Source organism: Halorubrum sp. SD683 (assembly GCF_002135045.1).
GTDB classification, from domain to species: domain Archaea; phylum Halobacteriota; class Halobacteria; order Halobacteriales; family Haloferacaceae; genus Halorubrum; species Halorubrum ezzemoulense.
Map to the genome: position 1 here is coordinate 1 of NZ_NEWJ01000046.1, position 21958 is coordinate 21958.

The window sequence follows — 21958 nt, forward strand, 5'->3', positions numbered from 1 at the left end:
CTCGGCGGTCTCGGCGGCGTCGTCGCCCCACGCGTCGGTCGGCTTGACCCGGGCGCGACCCCCCTCGACCTCGATCCGGACCGGTCTGTCGGCGGTCCCGGTCACGAGCAGGCCGATGCAGTCGTCGAGCGACCCCGCGAGCCGGACGGCGAAGTCGCCGCCGGCGTACGAGTCGAGGAACCCGCCGGTGAGCGGCGACTTCGTCACTGCGGCGTACCGGGTCTCTCCCGGTAGGAAGCCCGCGAGCGGCCCGACGAGGAACGCGAGGAGATTCTCCGGCCCCGTCGGGTCCGTTCCCGGCGAGAGTTCCTCGTAGAGGTAGCGCGCTCCGATCCCCTTCCCGCCAACGAAGTCGCGTCGCCAGTCCCGCGGGACCCGTTCGCTGGTAGTCTCGCGCGTCGAGAGGTCCACGCGAATGACTCGGGTGCGGTTTCGGCGCATCCGGTTGACCTGCGTGGCGGAGTCGTATCAATTTGTCCGCCGCCGCGCCGCCGCCGGTCGGCCGCCCGTCCGACCGCCAGAGTGAGGTCCGATGCGACTGAACGCCCCGGCATGGACCTGACGACCGCGCTCGACGCCCGCGACGCGACCGTTTGCGTTGTCGGCGCGGGCGGCAAGAAGTCGACGCTGTTCGCGCTCGCCGACCGGCTCGACCGGCCGGTCGTGACCGCGAGCGTCCGAATACCGATCTTCGACGACCGGGTCGCCGCGGTGCGCGTGACCGCGGACCCGGTGGCCGCGCTCGGCGAGGCGGGACCCGACGAGTGGCCGCTCGGGCTGGTCCCCGAGCGCGACCGGTCGGACCGGTACCTCGGGTACGACACGGAGACCGTCGCCGAGATCGCCGACGCCGCGCCCGGCGCGACGCTCGTGAAGGCGGACGGGGCGCGCCTCCGCGAGTTCAAGGCGCCGGGCGACCGCGAGCCGCAGATCCCGTCGAACGCGGACATCGTCGCCCCGATCGCGAGCGCGCACGTCGTCGGCGAACCGCTCACGGAGGAGCACGTCCACCGCCCCGAGGAGGTCGCCGCGATCACGGGCCGCGAGATCGGCGACGAGATCCGCCCGGCCGACGTCGCGACGGTCCTCGCGAGTCCCGCGGGCGGGCTGAAGGGGGCCCCCGGCGACGCGACCGCGATCCCGGTCGTGAACAAGGTCGACGACGAGGCGGACGCCGCCGCGGCCCGGGCGCTCGCCGGGGAGATCCTCATGCGCGCGAACGTGCCGCGCGTCGTTCTCACGCGCCTGACCGCGGACGATCCGGTCGTCGAAGTCGTGGAGTAGCGGCGGCGGTCTGGCCGTGCTCGCCCCGGTTCCGTCAGACCGGTTCCTCCAGTATCGTCTCATCCCCGTGCTGGACGACGGCGCGCTCCGGGACGGGAGTCTCCGTGAACGCGACGGCGACTGAGTGCGCGTGGGGCTCAGCGATGTCCGAGCAGCGGCCGACGTCCGAGTCGGGGTCGTCCTCGGAGACGATCCGGAGGCGGAGCGTCCCGTCGTCGAGCGCCGCCTCGAACAGCGTGACGCGTTCACAGCGGCGGGGGCCGTCGAGGAGCGATCCCGCCACGACCAGCCGCGGCGTATCTTCGTCGAGGCGCCGGCGAACCTCGGCGACGTCGATTTCCGCCGGGTCATCGCTCCACGGCGGGGTGGGACACCCTGCGAGCGCGGCGGTCGAGACGGCGGCCGCGGACGCGAGGAGGGCTCTGCGTCGCATGCCCGGAGCGACGCGGAGGGCCGTGAAGTGTTTCCGTGGTCGGGGGTGGGGTCGAGCGGCTCGGGAGGAGTGGCCGCCGCCACCGCCGCATCCGAAACCACTATGCCCGATCCGGCGAACTTCCGGGTATGGACTGGCCACACGACCCCGACGGCGAGCAGGGGAGCGAGGGCATGCGGCAGTACGGCCACGCCGTGCTCGCGAAGAAGGTCAACGAGGATGAGGACTTTCCGCTGACCGCCGCGGAGTACGTCGAGCAGTACGGCGACCACCCGATCCGGATCGACTACGAGACGGTCGTCTCCGTCGAGGAGATATTCGAGAACGTCGAGCAGGAGGAGTTCGCGGACTTCGTCGAGTTCCACCAGGAGCTCGGCCGCGCGATGCGGGAGAACGGATACTGGTTCTACGAGGGCGCCGACCAGTTCGTGGACGGCAGCGCCTGACTGCTCGAACACTCGTTCCGGCGTCGTTCTCTTTCCCGAAGCCTCGGCTGTTCTGCGATACGTCGTCGCCACCGCGAGGAGCACTTCCGAAGCCCCAGCCGCAAGGCGGGCGCACGCTCGCTGTGCGCTTCGGTCGCCCGCGCTGCTCTCCCTCCAGTGCTTGCGCCAGCTGCGCCCGCCTCGCGACTGCCCCTTCGAGTCCCGTCCCGCACCGCGACCGCACCTCACACCTCCCCAGCCTCGTCGACCGGCCGGAGCAACGCGGAGGGCGGTCGACTCCAGCGAGGGACCGAAGGTCCCTCTGGCAGCCGGCGCTACGCGCCGGCGACCTCGCGCGTGCGACTCGCGCCCTTCGGGCGCTCGTCGGCACGCGCCACCGCGGTTCGTTCGTATCGCTTGGCCGGCCCTCGACTCTTTTAAGAACGCGGGGGGCGAGCGAGCCACCATGGACCACGAGCGGATCGCCGTCCTCGCCCACGAGAAGTTCCCCGACCGCGCGAAGACCGCGCTCGGCGTGCTGCGCTACGGCGACCAAGACGTCCGGGCCGTCCTCGACCGCGACCGCGCCGGCGACCGCGTGAGCGATCACGTCGCGGACGTGGGGGACGCGCCGATCGTCGCGTCGTTCGAGGAGGCGCACGCGGCGGCCGACGGCGACCTCGACGCCTTGTACATCGGAATCGCGCCGATCGGCGGCGGCTTCGACGAGTCGTGGCGGTCGGACGTCGAGGCCGCGATCGAGGCGGGCTGTGACGTGGTGAGCGGTCTCCACTACTTCCTGAACGAGGACGAGGAGCTGGCCGCGCTCGCGGACGACCACGGTGTCGACCTCGTCGACGTGCGCGAGCCGGACGACGACCTCACGGTCGCGACGGGCGCGTCCGGCGACGTGGACGCCGACGTGCTGCTCACTGTCGGGACCGACTGCTCGGTCGGGAAGATGACCGCCTCGCTGGAGATCGTCGCGGCCGCCCGCGAGCGCGGCATCGACGCCGCGTTCGTCCCGACCGGCCAGACCGGGATCATGATCGCCGGCTGGGGGAACCCGATCGACCGCGTCGTCTCCGACTTCGCCGCCGGCGCGGTCGAGGACATGCTCGCCGAGGTCGGCGACGACCACGACCTCCTCGTCGTCGAGGGGCAGGGGAGCATCGTCCACCCCGCCTACTCGGCGGTCACCTGCGGCATCCTCCACGGGTCGATGGCCGACGGGCTCGTCCTCTGTCACGCCGCGGGCCGCGAGGTCGTCCACGGTTACGAGGAGTTCGCCCTCCCGCCGCTCGCCGACTACGTCGACCTCTACCAGGACTTGGCGGCGCCCGTCCACGAGGCGAGCGTCGTCGCGGGGGCGGTGAACACGAAGACCATCGACGAGGACGAGGCGGCCGCCGAGGCGGTCGCCGCGTTCGCCGACGAGACCGGGGTTCCCGCGATCGACCCGGTACGCCACGGCGCGGACGCCGTCGTCGACGCCGCCCTCGACGCCGGACTGGGCGCGGTCGACGCCGCGGACGCCGACTCGGAGGTCGACGGGGAGGAAGCGGCCGAATGAGCCTCGACACCGAGTTCGAGCGGGTGTCGCTGCCGCTCGAGAACGCGTTCACCATCTCGCGGGGGACGCAGACGGCGGCCGAGAACGTGGTCGTCCGTCACGCGGACGACGCGGGGATGACCGGGGTCGGCGGCGCGGCGCCGTCGACCCACTACGGCGAGACGGCCGACACGGTCGCGGCGGTCATGCCGGACCTCCTCGACGCCGTCGAGCGCGTCGGCGACCCCCACGCAGTCCGCGAGATCGAGACCGAGCTGCGGGCGGTCGTGAACGGGAACCCCGCCGCCCGCTGTGCCGTCTCGATCGCCGTCCACGACCTCGCCGCGAAGCGGCTCGGCGTCCCCCTCCACCGCCTGTGGGGGCTCGACCCGAGCGACGCGCCGAAGACGTCGTTCACCGTCGGACTCGACGAGACCGACCGCGTCCGCGAGAAGGCCGCCGACGCCGTCGCGGCGGGCCACGACGTGTTGAAGCTCAAGCTCGGGACCGACCGCGACCGCGAGCTGGTCGACGCCGTCCGCGAGGCGGCGCCCGACGCGCGGCTCCGGGTCGACGCGAACGAGGCGTGGACGCCGAAGGAGGCGGTCGCGAAGAGCGCGTGGCTCGCCGACCGCGACGTGGAGTTCGTCGAGCAGCCCGTCTCGGCCGACGACCCCGAGGGGCTCCGGTACGTCTACGAGCGGTCGGAACTCCCGATCGCCGCCGACGAGTCCTGCGTGACCGCGGCGGACGTGCCCGCGATCGCCGACCGCTGCGACATCGCGAACCTGAAGCTGATGAAGGCCGGGAGCCTGTCCGAGGCCCGGCGGGTGATCGCCGCCGCGCGAGCGCACGGGCTGGAGGTGATGTGCGGCTGTATGATCGAGTCGAACGCCTCCATCGCGGCCGCCGCGCAGCTCGCGCCCCTCCTCGATTACGCCGATATCGACGGGTCGCTGCTGCTCGACGACGACCCGTACGAGGGTATCGACCTCCCGGACGGTGAGATCCGGCTCGCCGATCAGGACCGCGCGGGGACCGGCGCGCGCCCGGCGTCGGAGTGAACCGAGTCTGAGGCGGGGACGAGAGGGACGGGGACCGCGGGGACCGAGCGCAGATCTGCTGGGGACCTCAGTTCCGCTTCTCGTCGGCTTGAGACTCCGACTCCTCTAGCTCAACGTCGAGCTCCTCGTCGAGGTCGGCGTTCGCATCACCGTCAAGATCGCTCTCTAAGTCGTCGGCGTCGATCTCCGACTCGATGTCCTCCAGTTCGGCGTCGACATCCTCGTCGCTGACGGCGGCCTCGCCGTTCGACGACTCGCCCTTGCCGAGCTCGCCCTTCAGCGTCTCCAGCTCGGCGTCGACCTCGCTGTTCGTCGAGAGGCTCTCCAGCTCGCGGTCGATGCTGTCCTTGTCGGAGAGCGCGTCTTCGAACGCGCCGGAGTCCTCCAGCTCGTCCATCGCCTCCGAGCGCGCCTCCATCTCCTCGGTGCGCTCCTCGGCGCGCTCGATGGAGCGGCTCACGTCCTCCATCTCGTCGCCGACGCCCGTCATCGCCTCGGAGACGCGGGTGGACGCCTCGGCCGCCTCGTAGCGGGCCTTCATCGTCTCCTTCTTGGTGCGGAACTCCTCGATGCGGTTCTGGAGCTTGTTCTTCTTCTCGACGAGCTGCTCTTGGGTGTTGTTCAGGTCGGCGATCTGCCCTTCGAGCTCCTCGATCTGGGTCATCTTCGACTTCTTCTTCTCGAGGGCCTTGCGCGCGAGGTCGTCGCGGTCCTGCTGGACCGCCTCGCGAGCCTGTCGGTTGTGCTTCTCGACGTTCTCCTCGAGCTTGCGCTTCTGGATCTCCAGGCGCTTCTTCTGGGTCGTCAGGTCGGCGATCCCCTGTTTGACATCTTGGAGTTCGTCGCGCATCTGTTCGTACGAGTAGTCGAGCGATTCTGTCGGGTCCTCCGCCCGGTTGAGGAGGGCGTTCACCTTCGAGCGGACGACGTAGGAGGCGCGCGAGAGGATTCCCATACCACATCGTACGCGTTCCACCCGTTAAAACCTCATGCGGTTCGCGGCGCCAGCGCGGGCAACGCGCCGGAGACACCGCCGTCGTCGTCGCCGACGCGCGTCGGCCGCGGCGGCCGAGCGCCCCCGCAGCGGCGCTTCCTGAACACTTATTCGTGACGTTCGTGTAGCCTCGGCCATGGACATCGGCGTGTTGACGGTTCCACTGGGCGGCGAACCGCTCGACGACGCGGCCGCGTACCTCGACGGCATCGGCGTCGACGCCGTCGAACTCGGTGTCGGCGGCTGGCCCGGCGAGGACCACGTCGACCGCGAAGCGCTCCTCGACGACCCGGCCGGGAGAGAGGAGCTGCTCTCGCTGCTCGACGACCGCGGGCTGCGGATCTCGGCGCTGGCGACGCACAACAACCCGCTTCACCCCAGCGAGGAGCGGGCCGCGGCGGCCGACCGCGAGCTGCGCGAGGCGATCGAGTTAGCCGACCTGCTCGGCGTCGACACGGTCACCTGCTTCTCCGGGCTCCCGGCGGGCGCGCCCGGCGACTCGACGCCAAACTGGGTCACGGCGCCGTGGCCGACCGAACACGCCGACGCGCTCGACTACCAGTGGGACGAGGTCGCGATCCCGTACTGGCGCGACCTGGCGGCCCACGCCGACCACCACGGGGTCGACGTGGCTATCGAGATGCACCCGAACATGCTGGTCTACGAGCCGACCGGACTGGTCGCGCTGCGGGAGGCGACGAACGACCGGATCGGTGCCAACTTCGATCCCTCGCACCTCTACTGGCAGGGGATCGACGTGACGGAGGCGATCCGGTTCCTCGGCGAGCGCGACGCGATCCACCACGTCCACGCGAAGGACACGAAGGTGTACGAGGCCGAGAGCCGCGTGAAGGGCGTGCTCGACACGACGAGCTACGCCGACACCGCAGACCGCTCGTGGCTGTTCCGTTCGATCGGCTACGGCCACGGCGAGGAACACTGGAAGGACGTGGTCTCGACGCTCCGGCTGGTCGACTACGAGGGCGCGCTCTCCATCGAACACGAGGACGCGCTCACCTCCTCGCGCGAGGGATTAGAGAAGGCGGTCGACGTGTTGGACCGGGCGGTGTTCGAGACGGAACCGGGCGACGCGTACTGGGCGGAGTGAGGCGGGGGAGGATCCGATGACACGAGAACCACTGAAGATCGGCGTACTGGGGTATCGCTTCATGGCCAGGGCGCACGCGAACGCCATGGCGCGGCTCCCGATGTTCTTTCCGGACGCGCCCGAAATCGAGCGGCACACGCTCGTCGGGCGCGACGAGGCGGCGCTCGCGGACGCGGCCGGCCGGTTCGGCTTCGCGCACACCGCGACCGACTGGGAGGCTGCGATAGACGAGGTGGACGTCTTCTACAACCTCGGACCGAACCACGTCCACGCCGAGCCGTCGATCGCGGCCCTTGAGGCCGGGGTGCCGGTGCTCTGTGAGAAGCCGCTCGCGCCGACGCTGGAGGAGGCGGCAGCGATGCGCGACGCGGCGGCCGCGACCGACGTGACCAGCGGCACCGCGTTCAACTACCGGTTCGTCCCCGCGATCCGCCACGCGAAGCGGCTGATCGGGGACGGCGCGCTGGGCGAGATCCGGCAGGTCCGCGGGCGCTACCTCCAGGACTGGCTCGTCGACCCCGAGGCGCCGTGGGCGTGGCGGATGGACGCCGACATGGCGGGATCGGGCGCGCTCGGCGACCTCGGCGCGCACACGCTCGACCTCGCGCGGTTTCTCGTCGGCGACCGCGTCGGCGAGTTCGAGCGCGTCGCTGGACAGTTGACGACGTTTGTCGACGAGCGCCCCGTCCACGACGAGGACGGCGGGGTCGCCGAGTACCGCGACGTGACCGTCGACGACGCGTACAGCGCGCAGGTCGAGTACGAGTCGGGCGCGACCGGAACCTTCGAGGCGAGCCGGGTCGCCGAGGGGCACAAGAACGACCACACAATCGCGGTCCACGGGACAAAGGGGAGCCTGAAGTTCTCCTTAGAGCGGCTCAACGAGTTGGAGGTGCTGCGCGAGGGGAACCGCGGCTACGAGACGGTGTTGGTCACCGAGGAGTCGGACCCGTACGTCGACCGTTGGTGGCCCCCCGGCCACGTGATCGGGTGGGAGCACACGTTCGTCCATGAGAACTACGAGTTCCTCTCGGCGGTCGCCGAGGGCGAGTCGTTCGAGCCGTCGTTCGCGGACGGCTACGAGGTCCAGCGCGTGCTCGCGGCGATCGAGCGGGCCGATGAGCGCGGCGAGCGTGTTCCGGTCGAGTGAGAGCTCCGCCTCCGCGTTGAGCGCGACCTCGACACCGAACCGACCTCAGACTCCGACGCCGCCGCCCGGCGTGCTGCCGCCGTTCTCCTCGCTCCACTCCTCTATCGCGGAGTCCTCGCCGTTGTACCTTCCGAGCGTCTCCCGGGTGTCGAACGCGACCGGCTCCCAGACGACCTCGAAGTTCTCGTTGCCGGTCGCGTTCGGGACTGGGACCCGATCGCCCGGCCGGACGACGCCGTCGCCGGGCCACGCGCCGAACTGGACGTTCCCGTCCGGGTCCTCGCCGCGGACGTACAGCTCCTCGGCCGGGACCGGCTCGGGCCCGAGCGCGACGACGACGAGCTCGCCGCCCTCCTGTCGCCCCTCGAACTCGGCGTCGGGCGGGGCGACGCCGTCGATGAGGCCGAACACCGCCGCGCCGACGATGGCGAGCAGCAGCACGACGACCCCGACGAGCAGTCCGGTCCCCGCCAGCGGGGTGAACCCTCGCTCGTCGTCTCGGAACGCCACCATTCGGCTGTCACTCCGACACCGCCGATATAAGGGTTTGCGCACCGCGTATCAGCCCTGATAAGAATGAGGCGGTGTGGGGCCCGGCTCGGGACGGACGCGTGGCTGAACCAGCCACCGACGCGGGGTCGAACTGCCCACCGACTCGGGATCGAACCGGAAACGGGTTATTCCGCGCGGCCGAACTCCGACCGTGACGACTCGGATGAGCGACTCGGCGGGCGGACGCCCCCGCGGTCCGCGAGGGATCGCGCGCACCTGGGTCGAGGTCCTCGTTCGCCCGCGGCGGGCGTTCGCGAACGGGATTACGCCCGGGGACCAGGCTCCGGCGCTGACGTTCGCGGTCGCGGTCGCCGCCGCGTTCACGCTCGGCCTGATCGCGACCGACTCCGGAGCGGTACCCGTCGTCGTCCCCTCCTCGCGGCTCCTCTCGGACCTCCTCGTCTTCCTCGTCGCGGTCGCGCTGGCGGCGCCGGTCGGCCTCCACCTGACCGCCGCGGTCGCGACCGTCTCCGTCGTGGTCGCGAGCGTCGAGGTCGCCGACGGGAGCTTCTCGCTGCGCGACCGCGGCGGCGTGAGCGAGACGGTCCAGGTCGTCGCGTACGCGAGTTCGCCGATGGCGCTGGCCGGCCCGGCGATACCCGAACTCAGAGTCCTCTGCGGCGCGTACGCGGCGGTGCTGCTGTTCGTCGGGTTCCGCGCGGTTCACGGGCTGGGCGCGGTCCGGACGGTTGCGGCCGCGATCCCGCCCGCCGCGCTCGGGTACGGCGTCGGCTACCGCGTCGTGGCGGCGGGACGGACGCTGCTCGGCGCCTGACGCGTCGGGCCGTCGCGGCGTGACGACCGCGAACCCGCCGCGCTCCGATCGAGTCGCCGAGCCGGCTTTCGACAACCGTTTTAGGCCCGAGACTCTCGGTGTACTCAAATGGGATCCTGTATCATCTGTGGCACCGACGTCGGGGGCGGTCGCGTCTGCGACTCGCACCAAGAAGACGTCGCGTTCGACTTCCGCGGCGACTCTCCCGACGATCTGGTTCCGAGCCGCTTCTACCGGGGCGTCGTCGACGGATACGCCGAGTTCGGCGTGTTCGTCGACCTCGCGCCGGGCGTCACCGGACTGCTCCACCGCTCCGAGCTCGACCGTCGCCTCGACAGCCTCGACTGGGAGCCGGGTGACGACGTGTTCGTCCAAGTGAAAGGCGTCCGCGACAACGGGAACGTCGACCTCGGCTGGTCGATTCGACAGGCCGACCGCGAGTTCCGCGGCGTCCTCGTACAAGAGCCCTCCGGCGAGCACCTCCCCGACGAGGCGTCGGGCGACGACGTCGAAGAGTCCGAAGCCGACGACGACGCTGGCGCCGCGGAGTCCGCAGACGAGGACGAGACGGAAGCCGACGCGGAACCCGAGGCGCCGAGCGAGGAGGCCGAAGAGGCCGATGCGGAGCCGAGTGAGTCCCAATCGACGGACGCTCCTGAAGCGGATGCGGCCGCGGACGAGGGCGTCGGACCGGACGACGCGGACGCGTCGAAGGAGCCCACGTCCGAGACGACCGCAGAAGACGAGGGGTCCGCGGAGACAGACACGGACGAGTCTGACGTGGACGAACCGGAGCCCGAGCGCGTGTCGATCACGTCGCTCGGCGACGCGATCGGAGACTCGGTCCGGATCGAGGGCGAGGTCGTCGGCGTCCGCCAGACCGGCGGCCCGACGGTGTTCGAGGTCAGCGACGCGACGGGCGCCGTCGACGTGGCCGCGTTCGTCGAGCCCGGCGTCCGGGCGCACCCGGACGTGGAGGTCGGCGACGCGGTGCGGGTCGACGGGGAGGTCGAGAGCCACCGCGGCGACGTTCAGGTCGAGTCCGAGGCGCTCGTCCTCCTCGACGGCGACGACGCCGAAACGGTCCGCCGCCGCCTCGCCGAGGCCCTCACCGACGAGGCGCGCCCCGAGGGGCTCCAGCCGCTGGCCGGCGACGAGACCGTCGCCGAGCTCGCTGACGACCTGCTCGACGCCGCTGAGGCGGTCCGCCGCGCGGTCCTCGAATCGCGCCCGATCGTCGTGCGCCACCCGGCGACCGCCGACGGCTACGTCGCGGGCGCCGCGGTCGAGCGCGCCGTCCTCCCGCTGATCCGCGACGAGCACGCGAAGAGCGACGCGGAGTACCACTACTTCACCCGCCGCCCGCTCGACGAGCCGGTGTACGGGATGGACGCGGCCACCAACGACGCGACGCGGATGCTCCAAGACCGCGACCGCCACGACGAGAAGCTCCCGCTCTTCCTCCTCGTCGGCGCCGGATCGACGACCGAGTCCGCCGACGGCATCGACCTGCTGTCGGTGTACGGGGTCGACGCGGTCGTCGTCGACGCCGCGGTCGCCGACCCCGAGACGCGGGACGCGGTCGACACGCTCGTCTCGCCGGAGCTGGCCGACGCCGACGGCGACGAGACGCTCTCGACGGGCGCGCTCGTCGCCTCGCTCGCGTCGGCGATCAACGGCGGGGTCCGCGCCGACCTGCGACACTTGCCGGCCGTGAGCTACTGGGCGGACGGCCCCGACCGGTACGTCGACCTCGCGCGCGACGCGGGCTACGACGCCGAGCGCGTCGCCGAGCTCCGCGAGGCGGTCGCGCTGGAGGCGTACTACCAGTCGTACCAGGACAAGCGCGAGCTGATCGCCGACCTCCTGTTCTCGGACGGCGGCGACCTCGCGGCGCACGTCTCCGAGCAGTTCCGGGAGAAGCTGGAGGCCGAGGTCGAGACCGCGGACGCGAACGTCGTGACCGAGGCGGTCGACGGCGTCGAGTTCGCCCTGCTCGACACCGACGGCTACACCCACCGGTACGACTTCCCGCCGACGCCCCTCCTCCTCGACGACCTCCACCGGCGCCGCGCCGACGGCGAGCCGTTCGCGACGGTCGGCGTCGGCACCGACGAGCTGTACGTGCGCACGACCGCGGACGTCTCCGTCCGCGACGTTGCCGACCGCGCGGCCGAGCTCGCGCCGGGCGCGGACATCGCCACCGCCGGCGTCCGCGAGGGGAAGATAGAGTTCCTCTCCGGCGAGCGCGACGCGGTCGAGGACGCCGTCGTTGCCGCCGTCTCCGAGTCGTTCTGAGGCGTCACGCGGTCAGCTTTTTCGGACGCGGCGGAGTCAGCGACGCGTGAACGGCCCGGGCGGGAGGATGAGGTCGTCGAGCTCGGGACGCTGTTTCACGTTGAACACGACCGACAGCTCGTCGGTCAGTGGGTAGCCGTTACAGGAGAGCCGGAACCCCCGCTCGGCGAGGTCGTCGGGCATGATGTGGTCGGTCGGCTGCGAGAGCTCGCCTTCGGCGAGGTACACCGCGCAGTTCGCGCAGGCGCCGCCGCGACAGGAGAACGGCCACGCGAAGCCGCTGCGCTCGGCCGCCTCAAGCAGACTCTCGTCCGCGTGGACGAGCAGGCGACCGTGGGCGTCGGGGCCGAGGTCGGCGTGGGCGGCCTTCCGGAACAGCTCGTCGTCCTCGAGCGACCAGCCGTAGTCGACGACCGCCTCGTAGTCGAGGAACTCGACGCGGGTCGACCGCGGCTCGCGCGCGTCGTCGCCCTCGGTGAGGTCGACGTCAGCCGGGTCGGTCCCGTCGCCCGCGTCGCCGTTCCCGTCGCGTTCGGACAGCTCGCGGTAGGCTCGGCGGACGAGCTGGAACTCCTCGATCGAGCCGCCCTGGTCCGGGTGCGCACGCTTCACGCGCTCGCGGTAGGCCCGTTCGACCGCCTCGTCGTCGGCGTCCTCGTCGACCTCCAACACCTCGAACGGGGAAACCATTCAGACGCCTCGCTGTACGCGCGTGACGCACATAAACTGCCCAGAAGTCGGCAGGCGGATCCCGGCGGGAGCCGAAGCGACTGCGGGCCGCGAACCGCCGCCGGTCCCCCCGACCCGTCAGCGTTTAACAGCGACGCGCCCCACTGACGGGTAATGGGAAACGCCGACCTGCGCGACCTCGCGTCGATCCGCGACGCGCCCTTCGCGGAGATCGAGGGGGGCGTCGTCGCCGTCGACGCGCACAACTGGCTGTACCGGTACCTCACGACGACGGTGAAGTGGACGAGCGACGAGAAGTACACCACCGCCGACGGCGTCGAGGTCGCGAACCTGATCGGGGTCGTTCAGGGGCTTCCGAAGTTCTTCGAGCACGACCTGATACCGGTGATGGTGTTCGACGGCGCGGTCACCGACCTGAAGGCCGACGAGGTGGCGGAGCGCCGCGAGAAGCGCGAGGCGGCCGAGGAACGCCGGGCAGCCGCCGAGGAGCGCGGGGACGCCGTCGAGGCCGCGCGCTTGGAGGCGCGCACGCAGCGGCTCACGGACACGATACAGGAGACGACCCGCGAGCTGCTGGGACTGCTCGACGTGCCCGTCGTCGAGGCGCCCGCGGAGGGGGAAGCGCAGTGCGCGCATATGGCCGCGACTGGGACGGTAGACCACGCCGGCAGCGAGGACTACGACACGCTGCTGTTCGGCGCGCCGACGACGCTCCGTCAGCTGACGAGCAAGGGCGACCCGGAGCTGATGGACCTGTCGGCGACCCTGGAGGACCTCGGCCTCGACCGGCAGGGGCTCGTCGACGTCGCGATGCTCTGTGGCACCGACTTCAACGAGGGGGTCCGCGGGATCGGGCCGAAGACGGCGGTGAAGGCGATCGCGGAACACGGCGATCTGTGGGGGGTCCTCGACGCCCGGGACGCCGAGATCCCGAACGCCGAGGCGATCCGGGAGCTGTTCATGGACCCGCCGGCCGAGGACGTCGCGGTCGACGCCGACGTGAACCCGGACGTCGAGGCCGCCCGCGAGTACGTCGTCGACGAGTGGGGCGTCGCCGCGGGCGAGGTCGAGCGGGGGTTCGAGCGCATCGCCGAGTCGCAGGTCCAGACCGGGCTCGATCGGTGGACCTGACGGGGCGCCGAGGCGGGTGACGGAGGAGCTCGGACGCCGGGGTCGAGGTGGTTCAGACGCCGGGACCGATCCGGCGCTCCGGGCCGCCGTTCCCCGGCTCGACCGCCGCGAACACACCTTTTATTTCCTCGTCGTCAGAAGGATGATTCACACGTGTCGCGGACCGGAACCCGATCGGACCGCGGCGACCCCGACAAATGAGCTTCGACGTTCCCGACGACAGACGGTACTTGGAATCGCACGAGTGGGCGACGGCCGGCGGCGACACCGTTCGGATCGGCGTCTCCGACTTCGCGCAGGACGAGCTCGGCGACGTAGTGTTCGTCGAGCTCCCCGAGGTCGGCGACGAGGTCTCCGCCGGCGAGTCGTTCGGCGTCGTCGAGTCGATCAAGGCGGTGTCGGACCTGTACGCGCCCGTCTCGGGCGAGGTCGTCGCGGTCAACGAAGCCCTGTTCGACCGCCCCGAACTCGTCAACGAGGACCCGTACGGCGAGGGGTGGATGCTCGAGGTCGACCCGGCCGAGGGCGGCGACGCCGATGGGACTCTCGACGCCGACGAGTACGACCAGCAGATCGCTTGACCGCGCCGACCCGGATCCGACGACGGACATTCGACACCGCACCCGATCATGACAACGCAACGTTTCGACCGACGAGCCGCGAACCGAGGAGCGAACGACGGCCGGGCGACGGCCCGGGGACGCGGGGGAGCGACCAGATGAGCCGGGCCAACGGCACCCCGTACGCACCGCACACGGACGAGGAGACCGCGGCGATGCTGGCGGCGATCGGCGTCGAGGACGAGGAGGCCCTGTTCGACATCCCCGACCCGGTCGCCTTCGACGGCGACTTCGGCATCGAGCCGCGGACGGAACGCGAGATCCGCGACGAGTGCGCGCGGATCTTCGCGCGCAACGACGACCTCACGGAGTTCCTCGGCCGGGGGCACTACGGTCACTACGTGCCGAGCGTCGTCGACCACCTCGCCGACCGCGCGGAGTTCCTCACGAGCTACACCCAGTACCAGCCGGAGGTGTCGCAGGGGTTCCTCCAGGCGCTCTTCGAGTACCAGTCGATGCTCGTCGAGCTGACCGGGCTCGACGTCGCGAACTGCTCGATGTACGACGCCGCGACCGCGCTCGGCGAGGCCGCGACGCTGGCGGACCGCGTCCGCTCGACATCGGGCGACGTGGTCCTCGTGCCCGAGCAGCTCCGCGAGGGGAAGCGGGCGGTACTGGAGAACTACTGCGACGGCGCCGACATGACCGTCGAGACGTACCCGATGGCGGACGGCACGGCCGACGTCGACGCGCTCGCGGACCGCGCGGGCGACGATGTCGTGATGCTGTACGCCGAGAGCCCGACGGTGCGGGGCTGCCTCGAAGAGCGGCTCGCGGCGATCGGCGACCTCGCCGACGAGACCGACGCGCTGTTCGCGCTCGGCTCCGACGTCGTCGCGCTGTCGGTGCTCGAATCGCCCGCGTCGGTCGGCGCCGACGTGGTCGTCGGCGAGGCCGGTTCGCTCGGCCTGCCGACCAGCTACGGGATGGGGCTCGGCATCTTCGCCTGCCGCGACGACTTCCTTCGGCAGGTCCCCGGTCGGCTCGTCGGGGCGAGCGAGGACGCGAACGGCGACCGCGCGTACACGCTGACGCTCCAGACGCGCGAGCAGCACATCCGCAAGGAGCGCGCCACATCGAACATCTGTACGAACCAGGCGTGGGTCGCGCTCCGGGCGGCGATCCACGCGGCGACGCTGGGGCCCGACGGCCTCGTCGACCTCGCGAACGACTGCGTCCGCGACGCCGAGGCGCTGGCGGCCCGGATCGAAGGCCTGTCGGGCGCGACCGCCCCCGTCCACGACCGTCACCACTTCCGCGAGTTCGTGGTCCACGTCGACCAGCCGGCCCCGGCGGTCGCCGAGGACCTGGAGGCCGAGGGGTTCGCGGTCCACGCGATCGACGACCACCTGCTTCAGGTGTGCGTCACTGACCTGAACGCGGAACGGACGGACGGGCTCGTCGCGGCCTTCGAGGAGGTGCTCTGATGATCCACGACCAAGCGAACTACGAGCGAGACGGCGAGGACGTCCGGGAGCCGCTGCTCTCGGAGAAGGGGCAAGCGACCGTCGACGTGCGCGAGGGCTCTCCGCTGCCGGACGACCTGACCCGCGAGGAGCTGACGCTGCCGAACCCCTCGGAGCCGGAGACGGCGCGCCACTACACCCGGCTCTCGCAGATGAACTGGGCCATCGACGCGGGGCCGTACCCGCTGGGGAGCTGTACGATGAAGTACAACCCCAAGTTCACCGAGGACGTGGCGGCCGACCCGAACGCCGCCGTCCACCCCGACCGCTCCGCGCGCTCCGCGCAGGGGAACCTCGAACTCCAGTACCGGCTCCAGGAGGCGCTCGCCGACATCGGGGGGATGGACGCCGTCACGCTCCAGCCGCCCGCGGGCGCGGCGGGCGAACTGACTGGGATCCTCGTCACGAAGGCGTATCACGAGCACCACGGCAACGACCGCTCGGAGGTCGTGATCCCGGCGTCGGCCCACGGGACGAACTTCGCGACAGCGGCGACCGCCGGCTACGAGGTGGTCGAACTGCCCTCCGGCGAGGACGGGCGCGTCGACCTCGAGGCCTTGGAGGCGGCCGTCGGCGACGACACCGCCGCGCTGATGCTCACGAACCCGAACACGGTGGGCCTCTTCGAGCGCGACATCACCGAGATCGCGGAGATCGTCCACGACGCCGGCGGCTTGCTCTACTACGACGGCGCGAACCTCAACGCGCTGCTCGGCCGCGGCCGGCCCGGCGACATGGGGTTCGACGTGATGCACTACAACGTCCACAAGACGTTCGCGACACCGCACGGCGGCGGCGGTCCCGGCGCCGGCCCGGTCGGCGTCGTCGACGAACTGGCGCCGTTCCTCCCAACGCCGCGGGTCCGCGAGGCCGAGACGGGGTCGGGGTACGAGCGCTTCGAGCCGGACCGCACGATCGGCCGGGTCCACGGCTTCGCCGGCAACTGGCTCGTGCTGATCAAGGCGTACGCGTACGTCGCCCGCCTGGGCGACGAGGGGCTCGCCGACGCGGCGGCGAAGGCCGTCCTCAACGCGAACTACCTCGCCGAGCGGATCGACCTCGACGTTCCCTTCGGCCCGTTCCACCACGAGTTCGCGGCGACCGCGGGCGACCGCGACGCGGCCGACGTGGCGAAGCGAATGCTCGATTTCGGCGTCCACCCGCCGACGACGAAGTGGCCGGAGATGGTCCCCGAGGCGATGCTAACCGAGCCGACGGAGATCGAGGGGCAGTCCTCGCTCGACGACCTCGCCGAGGCGTTCAACCTCGCGTACGCGGACACCGACGAGGCGCTCGACGCGGCGCCGAACCGGACCGCCGCCGCGCGGATCGACCAGGTCGGCGCCGCGCGGGACCCGCGGCTCTCGTGGCAGGCGCTCGACGGGGAATAGCACACTCGCACACACGCGAACCGACCGGCCGACCCGCGGCCCGGTCGCGCCGAGCCCGTCGACGCAGAACTAGTCGGCGTCGAGCTTGTCGGCGTCGGGCTCGTCGGCCTCAAGCGAGGCCGCCCCGGGGGGCGCGCGCTTCGCCGTTGGCCAGCCCTCGGCGTCCGACGGCGAGTCGAACGGCCCCTCGCCGTCGACGAACCGGCGCATCACCCGTCCCTCGGCGCGGTGGAGCGTCTCGCTGCACGTCGACTTCGCGATCCCGTTCGCCTCGGCCAGCTCCGTGAGCGTACACCGCCGCGGGGTGTCGTAGTAGCCCCTCTCGACCGCCGCGAAGACGAGGTCGCGCTGCGCTTCGGTGAGCGTCCGATCCGGCTCGTCGCCCCCGGTCGCGGCGACGCCGACCGTCACTCCGTCGTCCGCGAGCCGACGCCCGAACGCTTCGATCCGGTCCCGATCGCCGACGACCGTCACCGTGGCGCGGCCGTCGGCGACCTCGACCGTCGACTCGATGGGGAGGCCGACCGCCCGCGCCGCGGGGAGGTAGACGGGGGCGCGGCCGACCACGCGGAGCGTGCGAACGTCGCCGCGGCGCTCGACCGCCGTCACGCGCGCGACGCGCTCGTGGCCCCGGACCATGTTCTCCACGCGGTCCCTGTCGGTACCGGCGACGCGAACGGTCGCCGCGGTCTCCGGAGCGTCGCCGTCGACGGCGATCGTCTCCGCGATCCGGAGCGTCGCCGCGGGGACGCCCCGCGACGCGTCGGCGAGCCACGACCCGGCCGGGAGGTCCAACCGGAGCACCGTCCGACTCATCGCTTCCACCTCGCTCCACCCCACGGACCCGCCGTCCGGGCGGTCGCTGGTACACGCATCTCCCGTGGGAGTACCGTCCCGACTCCCCTCCGCCTACCGCTTCATACGTTTCGGACCTAAGTACCCCGGGCAGGGACGGGCGGACCGCGGGCCGCCTCGCTCGCCGAAACGTGACCGTCTCGGTCGCCGAAGCGAGGCCGCTTCGGTGGTCGGGCCGACACCGCCGCGACCGCAGCACCGAAGGCCCCGGCGCCCGAGCGCGCTGGCATGGAGACCACGGACGCGTTCGTCGGCCTGACATGCGTCGACTGCGGGGAGACGTTCGACGCGGAGGCGGCGACCCACCGGTGTCCCGACTGCGACGGCATCCTCGACCCGACGTACGACTACGACCGCGTCGGGCTCACGCCGGAGACGCTCGACGCCCGCCCCGACGGGTCGATGTGGCGGTACGACGAGCTCCTCCCGTTCCCCGCTGAGACCGCGGTGTCGCTCGGCGAGGGGGCCACCCCGCTCGTGGAGTGTCCCGGGCTGGCGGACGCGATGGGCGTGGGGCGGGTCTTGTTGAAAGACGAGGGCGCGAACCCGACGGGGACGTTCAAAGACCGGGGGCAGGCGGCCGCGATGACGGCGGCGCGCGAGCACGGCGCAAGCGAGGTCGCCCTGAACAGCGCGGGCAACGCGGGGCAGGCGGCAGCGGCGTACGCGGCCCGCGCAGACCTCGACGCGCACGTGTTCCTCCCCTCGCGGGCGGGGTTCACCCAGAAGGCGATGACCGAGGTTCACGGCGCGGACCTGACCGTTACCGACCCGGTGGACGGCAGCTCCCAGATCGGCGACGCCGGAGCAGCGTACGCCGACGCGATGGCTGACAACCCGGAGTGGTACTCGACGAAGACGTTCGTCACGCCGTACCGCCACGAGGGAAAGAAGACGATGGCACTGGAGCTGCTGGCACAGCTCGACTGGGAAGCCCCCGAAGCGGTCGTCTACCCGACCGGCGGCGGCGTCGGGCTGGTCGGGATGCACAAGGCCGCCCGGGAGGCGAGAGAGCTGGGGTGGACCGACGAACTGGTCCCGATGTACGCCGCGCAGGCCGCGGGCTGCGCCCCGGTCGTCCGCGCCTACGAGTCCGGGGCGGACCGCCACGAGCCGCTCGCGGACGACGAGGTCGACACTGCGTGCAACGGGATCGCGATCCCGGATCCGGGCGCGAGTCACCTCATCTTGGAGGCGGTCCGCGAGTCCGACGGCGGTGCGGTGGCAACGACCGACCGGGAGATCCTCGACGCCGCGGTCGACGTGGCTCGCACGGAGGGGCTCGAGGTGGGCGCGACCTGCGCGGCCGCCGTCTCGGGGGCGTTCGCGCTCGCGGAATCTGTCGAGTTCGGTCCCGACGACACCGTCGTCCTGCTGAACACCGGCGCTGGCAACAAGGACGTGGACGCGCTGCGCGCGCACCTCGGAGAGCGAGAGGCGGCGGCCGCCGAGCGCGACGGAGTCTGAACTCTCGGGCACCTGAGTTCCCAGTCGCCGGAGCGGCTACATCTCCCAGTAGTCGACCGCGTCGTCGATCTCGTGGTAGCCGGACAAGGAGCGCTCGTCGCGGCCGCCGGGCGGCGACCCGACGAAGACGCCGAACGTCTCCGAATCGGGGTACACCGTCACGTCCGGCTCGGTCATCGTCGACAGCGCGAGGTAGCGCACGGGGTCGTCGCCCTCGTTGACGACGCGGTGCGCGCCTGACTCGTCGGCGGCGAAGGCGACGTAGTCGCCGGCCGCGATCTCTTCCGTCTCTCCCCCGTGGCGAAGCGTGGCCTCGCCCGCGAGGACGTAGAGCGCCTCCTCGTTGGCGGTGTGGTAGTGGTACGGCCACGACTTCGCCCCGGCGGGGAGCTCGTAGAGGCTACAGCCGATCGCCTCGCAGTCGGCCGCTTCGGCCAGTTGCTTCCGGCGGAATCGGGTCCCGCCGCGGTCCGTCTCGCTCCAGTCGAGGTCGCCTTCGTTGACGCGTCCCATGACCCCGGCACTCCGCGGGAGCTGAAAACGGTTCGGGAGACCGCATTCCCGCTCGTCGACGACGGCAGCCCGAGGCCGAGATCGGCTACTGACCCGGGCCCGGGGTCGCCCGGCGAACCGGAACCACTACGGCCGGGCCCCGCCACCCCTCGCGCATGGAACTCGGGGTCATCGGACTCGGGCGGATGGGGCAGATCGTCGCGAACCGGTCGCTGTCGGCGGGCCACGACGTGGTCGCGTTCGACCTCTCGGCGGAGGCGACCGCGGAGGCGGCCGAGAACGGCGCGGAGCCCGCAGATTCGCTCGCGGACCTCTGCGACCGGCTGGACCGGTCCGGCGGCGACGAGGACGCCGGCAAGCGGATCTGGCTGATGGTGCCCGCGGGCGACGCGGTCGACGCCACGCTCGCGGACCTGGAACCGTACCTCGACGGCGACGACGTGGTCGTCGACGGCGGCAACTCCCACTTCGAGGCGTCCACGCGGCGCGCCGCGGATACCGACGCCGCATACCTCGACTGCGGCACCTCCGGCGGCCCCGCGAGCGCGGAGGCGGGCTTCTCGCTGATGGTCGGCGGTCCGGCGTGGGCCTACGAGGCGATGGTACCCGTGTTCAACGCGGTGGCGACCGGACCGGACGGCCACGACCGCATGGGCGAGTCCGGGTCGGGCCACTACGTGAAGATGGTCCACAACGGCGTCGAGTACGCCCTGATGCAGGCGTACGGCGAGGGGTTCGAGCTCCTCGCCGACGGGCGCTACGACCTCGACATGGAGTCGGTGGCGCGCACGTGGAACAACGGCGCGGTGATCCGGTCGTGGCTCTTGGAGCTCTGCGAGGAGGCGTTCCGCGAGGAGGGGTCGGAGCTCGGCGACGTGGCGGACCACGTCGCGGGCGGCTCGACGGGGACGTGGACCGTCGAGGAGGCGCTCGAACAGGAGGTCCCGGTGCCGATCATCTACCAGGCGCTCGCGGAGCGGTTCGACTCGCGCAACGAGGGCCGCTTCTCGCGACGGCTCGCGAACCGACTCCGGTACGGGTTCGGTCGCCACGAGGTCGCGCGGCGGTCGGACGAGGAGTGAGGGCGAGCACCCCGCGGACCGCTCGGTCACGGCGCGCTTGAGGACGCTGACTGAGAACCGGGCGCGTTCCGTCCCCGATTATCAGGGCCGGTCACGGCCGAGAAACACTTATGTATGGTCGTGGTAGGTGTTGACACGCATAGAATGTTCGAGCGATTCTCGAGCGGCTACTACTTGGGGGAACTGTACGTGGAACCCCATGACGGCGAGCGCGCCGTCATCCGGCGGGCGGACCACGAACACGTCAACGAGCAGCTGTACGCGGACGGGGACGGCGTCGAGCGACTCGACGCCCCGCTCGTCATGAAAGTCGACGGCGGCCACATCCCGGTCGGCGGCGACGACGACGTACCGAGCGGCACGCTCGCCATTCCGCAGGGACTCGCCGACGAGACGCTCCCGGACCGGCGGAACGTGCTGTTGGCGGACGCGGACCGCGCCGAGACGCTCCTCCGCTGGGGGGGGTGGGAGCCGTTCGTGAACGCGTAGGACGCCGCCGCGTGTCTGAGGGAGTCGCGAACGGCGAAGGCCGCGGCGGTAGCGCCCGGAGACCGATAGGGGCGGGCCCGCGCGTCGAGTCGAACTGCGCGTGGGACCGACCGGCATAGCGACCGCGTAGGCGGGAAATGGTTCGATGTCGGGCCGCGGACGCCGCCGGAGCCGCCCGATCGGGCACTCGTGTTATTATGCCGGTCCGGCTCGTGTCGAACGTATGGCGCTCGCGCTCTCGGCCGAGCTGGTTGCGACCGTCGCGGTCGTCGTCGCGGTCGCGGGCGCCGTCAACGGGGTCGCGGGGTTCGGCTTCGCGGTCGTGGGGACGACGGTGCTCGCGTCGACGCTCGACCCGGCGGCCGCCGTCGCGTTCATGATCGTCCCGATGTTCGCGGTGAACGTCGCCCTCGTCGGAGAGCTCACGCGCGAGGAACTGCGGACCTGCGGGGCCCGGTTCGCACCGCTGCTCGTGGCCGCGCTCGTCGGCACCCTCGCGGGGATGGCGCTGCTCGATCGCCTCCCGGCGGCCCCCCTTCGCGTCCTGCCCGGCGCCGTCCCGCCCGGGTTCCTGGCGCGCCCGCAACGCGCGGGCGCCCACCCGTGCCGCCCCGCCTCG

General features: G+C 71.6%; 23 protein-coding genes. 16 read left to right on the forward strand and 7 right to left on the reverse strand.

The features are described 5' to 3' along the window. Positions 1 to 441 (reverse strand): aldehyde ferredoxin oxidoreductase N-terminal domain-containing protein (locus B9G49_RS11305; RefSeq protein ID WP_303645951.1); only part of this gene is annotated, 441 nt, incomplete at its 3' end. 111 nt (positions 442 to 552) lie between these two features. On the opposite strand from B9G49_RS11305, the gene yqeC reads away from it, so the two are divergent. Beyond that, the gene (gene yqeC / locus B9G49_RS11310) at positions 553 to 1284 is read left to right on the forward strand and encodes a selenium cofactor biosynthesis protein YqeC (RefSeq protein ID WP_086216433.1); all 732 of its coding nucleotides are present in this window, start codon (positions 553 to 555) and stop codon (positions 1282 to 1284) included. Between the two features lie 34 nt (positions 1285 to 1318). Here the strand turns inward: yqeC and B9G49_RS11315 are convergent, their stop codons facing one another. Further along, entirely contained in the window at positions 1319 to 1717 is a 399-nt protein-coding gene (locus B9G49_RS11315; protein ID WP_049930766.1) for a hypothetical protein, read from the reverse strand. A 128-nt stretch (positions 1718 to 1845) separates the two neighbouring features. Here B9G49_RS11315 and B9G49_RS11320 point away from each other — a divergent pair, with 128 nt between their 5' ends. The 3 genes from B9G49_RS11320 to B9G49_RS11330 all read left to right on the forward strand — a co-directional run bounded on the left by B9G49_RS11320 (position 1846) and on the right by B9G49_RS11330 (position 4758). Next, positions 1846 to 2163, forward strand: coding sequence for a DUF5785 family protein (locus tag B9G49_RS11320; protein WP_049930768.1), 318 nt, complete (start codon positions 1846 to 1848; stop codon positions 2161 to 2163). A 445-nt stretch (positions 2164 to 2608) separates the two neighbouring features. Further along, positions 2609 to 3715 carry a DUF1611 domain-containing protein gene (locus B9G49_RS11325; protein WP_049930769.1) on the forward strand — a complete coding sequence of 369 codons (1107 nt, stop codon included), beginning with the start codon at positions 2609 to 2611 and terminating at the stop codon, positions 3713 to 3715. Then, positions 3712 to 4758 (forward strand): dipeptide epimerase, encoded by a 1047-nt coding sequence (locus tag B9G49_RS11330; RefSeq protein ID WP_086216434.1) that lies wholly within the window; start codon positions 3712 to 3714, stop codon positions 4756 to 4758. The genes B9G49_RS11325 and B9G49_RS11330 overlap by 4 nt, the downstream gene beginning before the upstream one ends. Before the next feature lie 67 nt (positions 4759 to 4825). On the opposite strand, the gene B9G49_RS11335 is transcribed toward B9G49_RS11330, so the two are convergent. Continuing rightward, positions 4826 to 5713, reverse strand: coding sequence for a PspA/IM30 family protein (locus tag B9G49_RS11335; RefSeq protein ID WP_086216435.1), 888 nt, complete (start codon positions 5711 to 5713; stop codon positions 4826 to 4828). A 175-nt stretch (positions 5714 to 5888) separates the two neighbouring features. On the opposite strand from B9G49_RS11335, the gene B9G49_RS11340 reads away from it, so the two are divergent. Then, positions 5889 to 6860, forward strand: coding sequence for a sugar phosphate isomerase/epimerase (locus B9G49_RS11340; RefSeq protein WP_086216436.1), 972 nt, complete (start codon positions 5889 to 5891; stop codon positions 6858 to 6860). Between the two features lie 16 nt (positions 6861 to 6876). Then, positions 6877 to 8010, forward strand: a complete 1134-nt coding sequence (locus B9G49_RS11345) for a Gfo/Idh/MocA family protein (RefSeq protein WP_086216437.1) — start codon at positions 6877 to 6879, stop codon at positions 8008 to 8010. Positions 8011 to 8055: 45 nt separating this feature from the next. Here the strand turns inward: B9G49_RS11345 and B9G49_RS11350 are convergent, their stop codons facing one another. Beyond that, on the reverse strand, positions 8056 to 8523 hold the full coding sequence (locus B9G49_RS11350) for a type IV pilin (protein ID WP_049930779.1): 468 nt from the start codon (positions 8521 to 8523) through the stop codon (positions 8056 to 8058). A 202-nt stretch (positions 8524 to 8725) separates the two neighbouring features. On the opposite strand from B9G49_RS11350, the gene B9G49_RS11355 reads away from it, so the two are divergent. Next, positions 8726 to 9337 (forward strand): YIP1 family protein, encoded by a 612-nt coding sequence (locus B9G49_RS11355; RefSeq protein ID WP_086216438.1) that lies wholly within the window; start codon positions 8726 to 8728, stop codon positions 9335 to 9337. Between the two features lie 108 nt (positions 9338 to 9445). Next, complete coding sequence (locus tag B9G49_RS11360; protein WP_086216439.1) at positions 9446 to 11635, forward strand: DHH family phosphoesterase; 2190 nt, start codon at positions 9446 to 9448, stop codon at positions 11633 to 11635. Positions 11636 to 11671: 36 nt separating this feature from the next. Here B9G49_RS11360 and fer read toward each other — a convergent pair whose 3' ends face one another. Beyond that, the gene (gene fer / locus B9G49_RS11365; RefSeq protein ID WP_049930784.1) at positions 11672 to 12325 is read right to left on the reverse strand and encodes a ferredoxin Fer; all 654 of its coding nucleotides are present in this window, start codon (positions 12323 to 12325) and stop codon (positions 11672 to 11674) included. Between the two features lie 153 nt (positions 12326 to 12478). Here fer and fen point away from each other — a divergent pair, with 153 nt between their 5' ends. The 4 genes from fen (at position 12479) to gcvPB (ending at position 16933) form a co-directional block, all read left to right on the forward strand. After that, entirely contained in the window at positions 12479 to 13456 is a 978-nt protein-coding gene (gene fen / locus B9G49_RS11370; protein WP_086216440.1) for a flap endonuclease-1, read from the forward strand. Between the two features lie 197 nt (positions 13457 to 13653). Beyond that, complete coding sequence (gene gcvH / locus B9G49_RS11375; RefSeq protein ID WP_086216441.1) at positions 13654 to 14037, forward strand: glycine cleavage system protein GcvH; 384 nt, start codon at positions 13654 to 13656, stop codon at positions 14035 to 14037. 137 nt (positions 14038 to 14174) lie between these two features. After that, complete coding sequence (gene gcvPA, locus B9G49_RS11380; protein WP_086216442.1) at positions 14175 to 15503, forward strand: aminomethyl-transferring glycine dehydrogenase subunit GcvPA; 1329 nt, start codon at positions 14175 to 14177, stop codon at positions 15501 to 15503. Further along, a complete protein-coding gene (gcvPB, locus tag B9G49_RS11385) occupies positions 15503 to 16933 on the forward strand; it encodes an aminomethyl-transferring glycine dehydrogenase subunit GcvPB (protein ID WP_086216443.1) in 1431 nt (476 codons plus the stop codon). Before gcvPA ends, gcvPB begins: the two co-directional genes overlap by 1 nt. A gap of 69 nt (positions 16934 to 17002) precedes the next feature. Here the strand turns inward: gcvPB and B9G49_RS11390 are convergent, their stop codons facing one another. After that, the gene (locus B9G49_RS11390; RefSeq protein WP_086216448.1) at positions 17003 to 17749 is read right to left on the reverse strand and encodes a helix-turn-helix domain-containing protein; all 747 of its coding nucleotides are present in this window, start codon (positions 17747 to 17749) and stop codon (positions 17003 to 17005) included. Positions 17750 to 18016: 267 nt separating this feature from the next. Here B9G49_RS11390 and B9G49_RS11395 point away from each other — a divergent pair, with 267 nt between their 5' ends. After that, complete coding sequence (locus B9G49_RS11395) at positions 18017 to 19255, forward strand: threonine synthase (protein WP_086216444.1); 1239 nt, start codon at positions 18017 to 18019, stop codon at positions 19253 to 19255. Positions 19256 to 19291: 36 nt separating this feature from the next. Here B9G49_RS11395 and B9G49_RS11400 read toward each other — a convergent pair whose 3' ends face one another. After that, positions 19292 to 19768 carry a cupin domain-containing protein gene (locus tag B9G49_RS11400; RefSeq protein WP_086216445.1) on the reverse strand — a complete coding sequence of 159 codons (477 nt, stop codon included), beginning with the start codon at positions 19766 to 19768 and terminating at the stop codon, positions 19292 to 19294. Positions 19769 to 19923: 155 nt separating this feature from the next. Between B9G49_RS11400 and B9G49_RS11405 the strand changes: the two genes are divergently transcribed. The 3 genes from B9G49_RS11405 to B9G49_RS11415 form a co-directional block, all read left to right on the forward strand. Next, positions 19924 to 20850: an NADP-dependent phosphogluconate dehydrogenase gene (locus B9G49_RS11405; protein WP_086216446.1), complete on the forward strand. Its 927-nt coding sequence runs from the start codon at positions 19924 to 19926 to the stop codon at positions 20848 to 20850. 144 nt (positions 20851 to 20994) lie between these two features. Further along, the gene (locus B9G49_RS11410; protein ID WP_086216447.1) at positions 20995 to 21339 is read left to right on the forward strand and encodes a DUF5802 family protein; all 345 of its coding nucleotides are present in this window, start codon (positions 20995 to 20997) and stop codon (positions 21337 to 21339) included. 223 nt (positions 21340 to 21562) lie between these two features. Further along, positions 21563 to 21958 (forward strand): TSUP family transporter (locus B9G49_RS11415; RefSeq protein ID WP_158093614.1); only part of this gene is annotated, 396 nt, incomplete at its 3' end.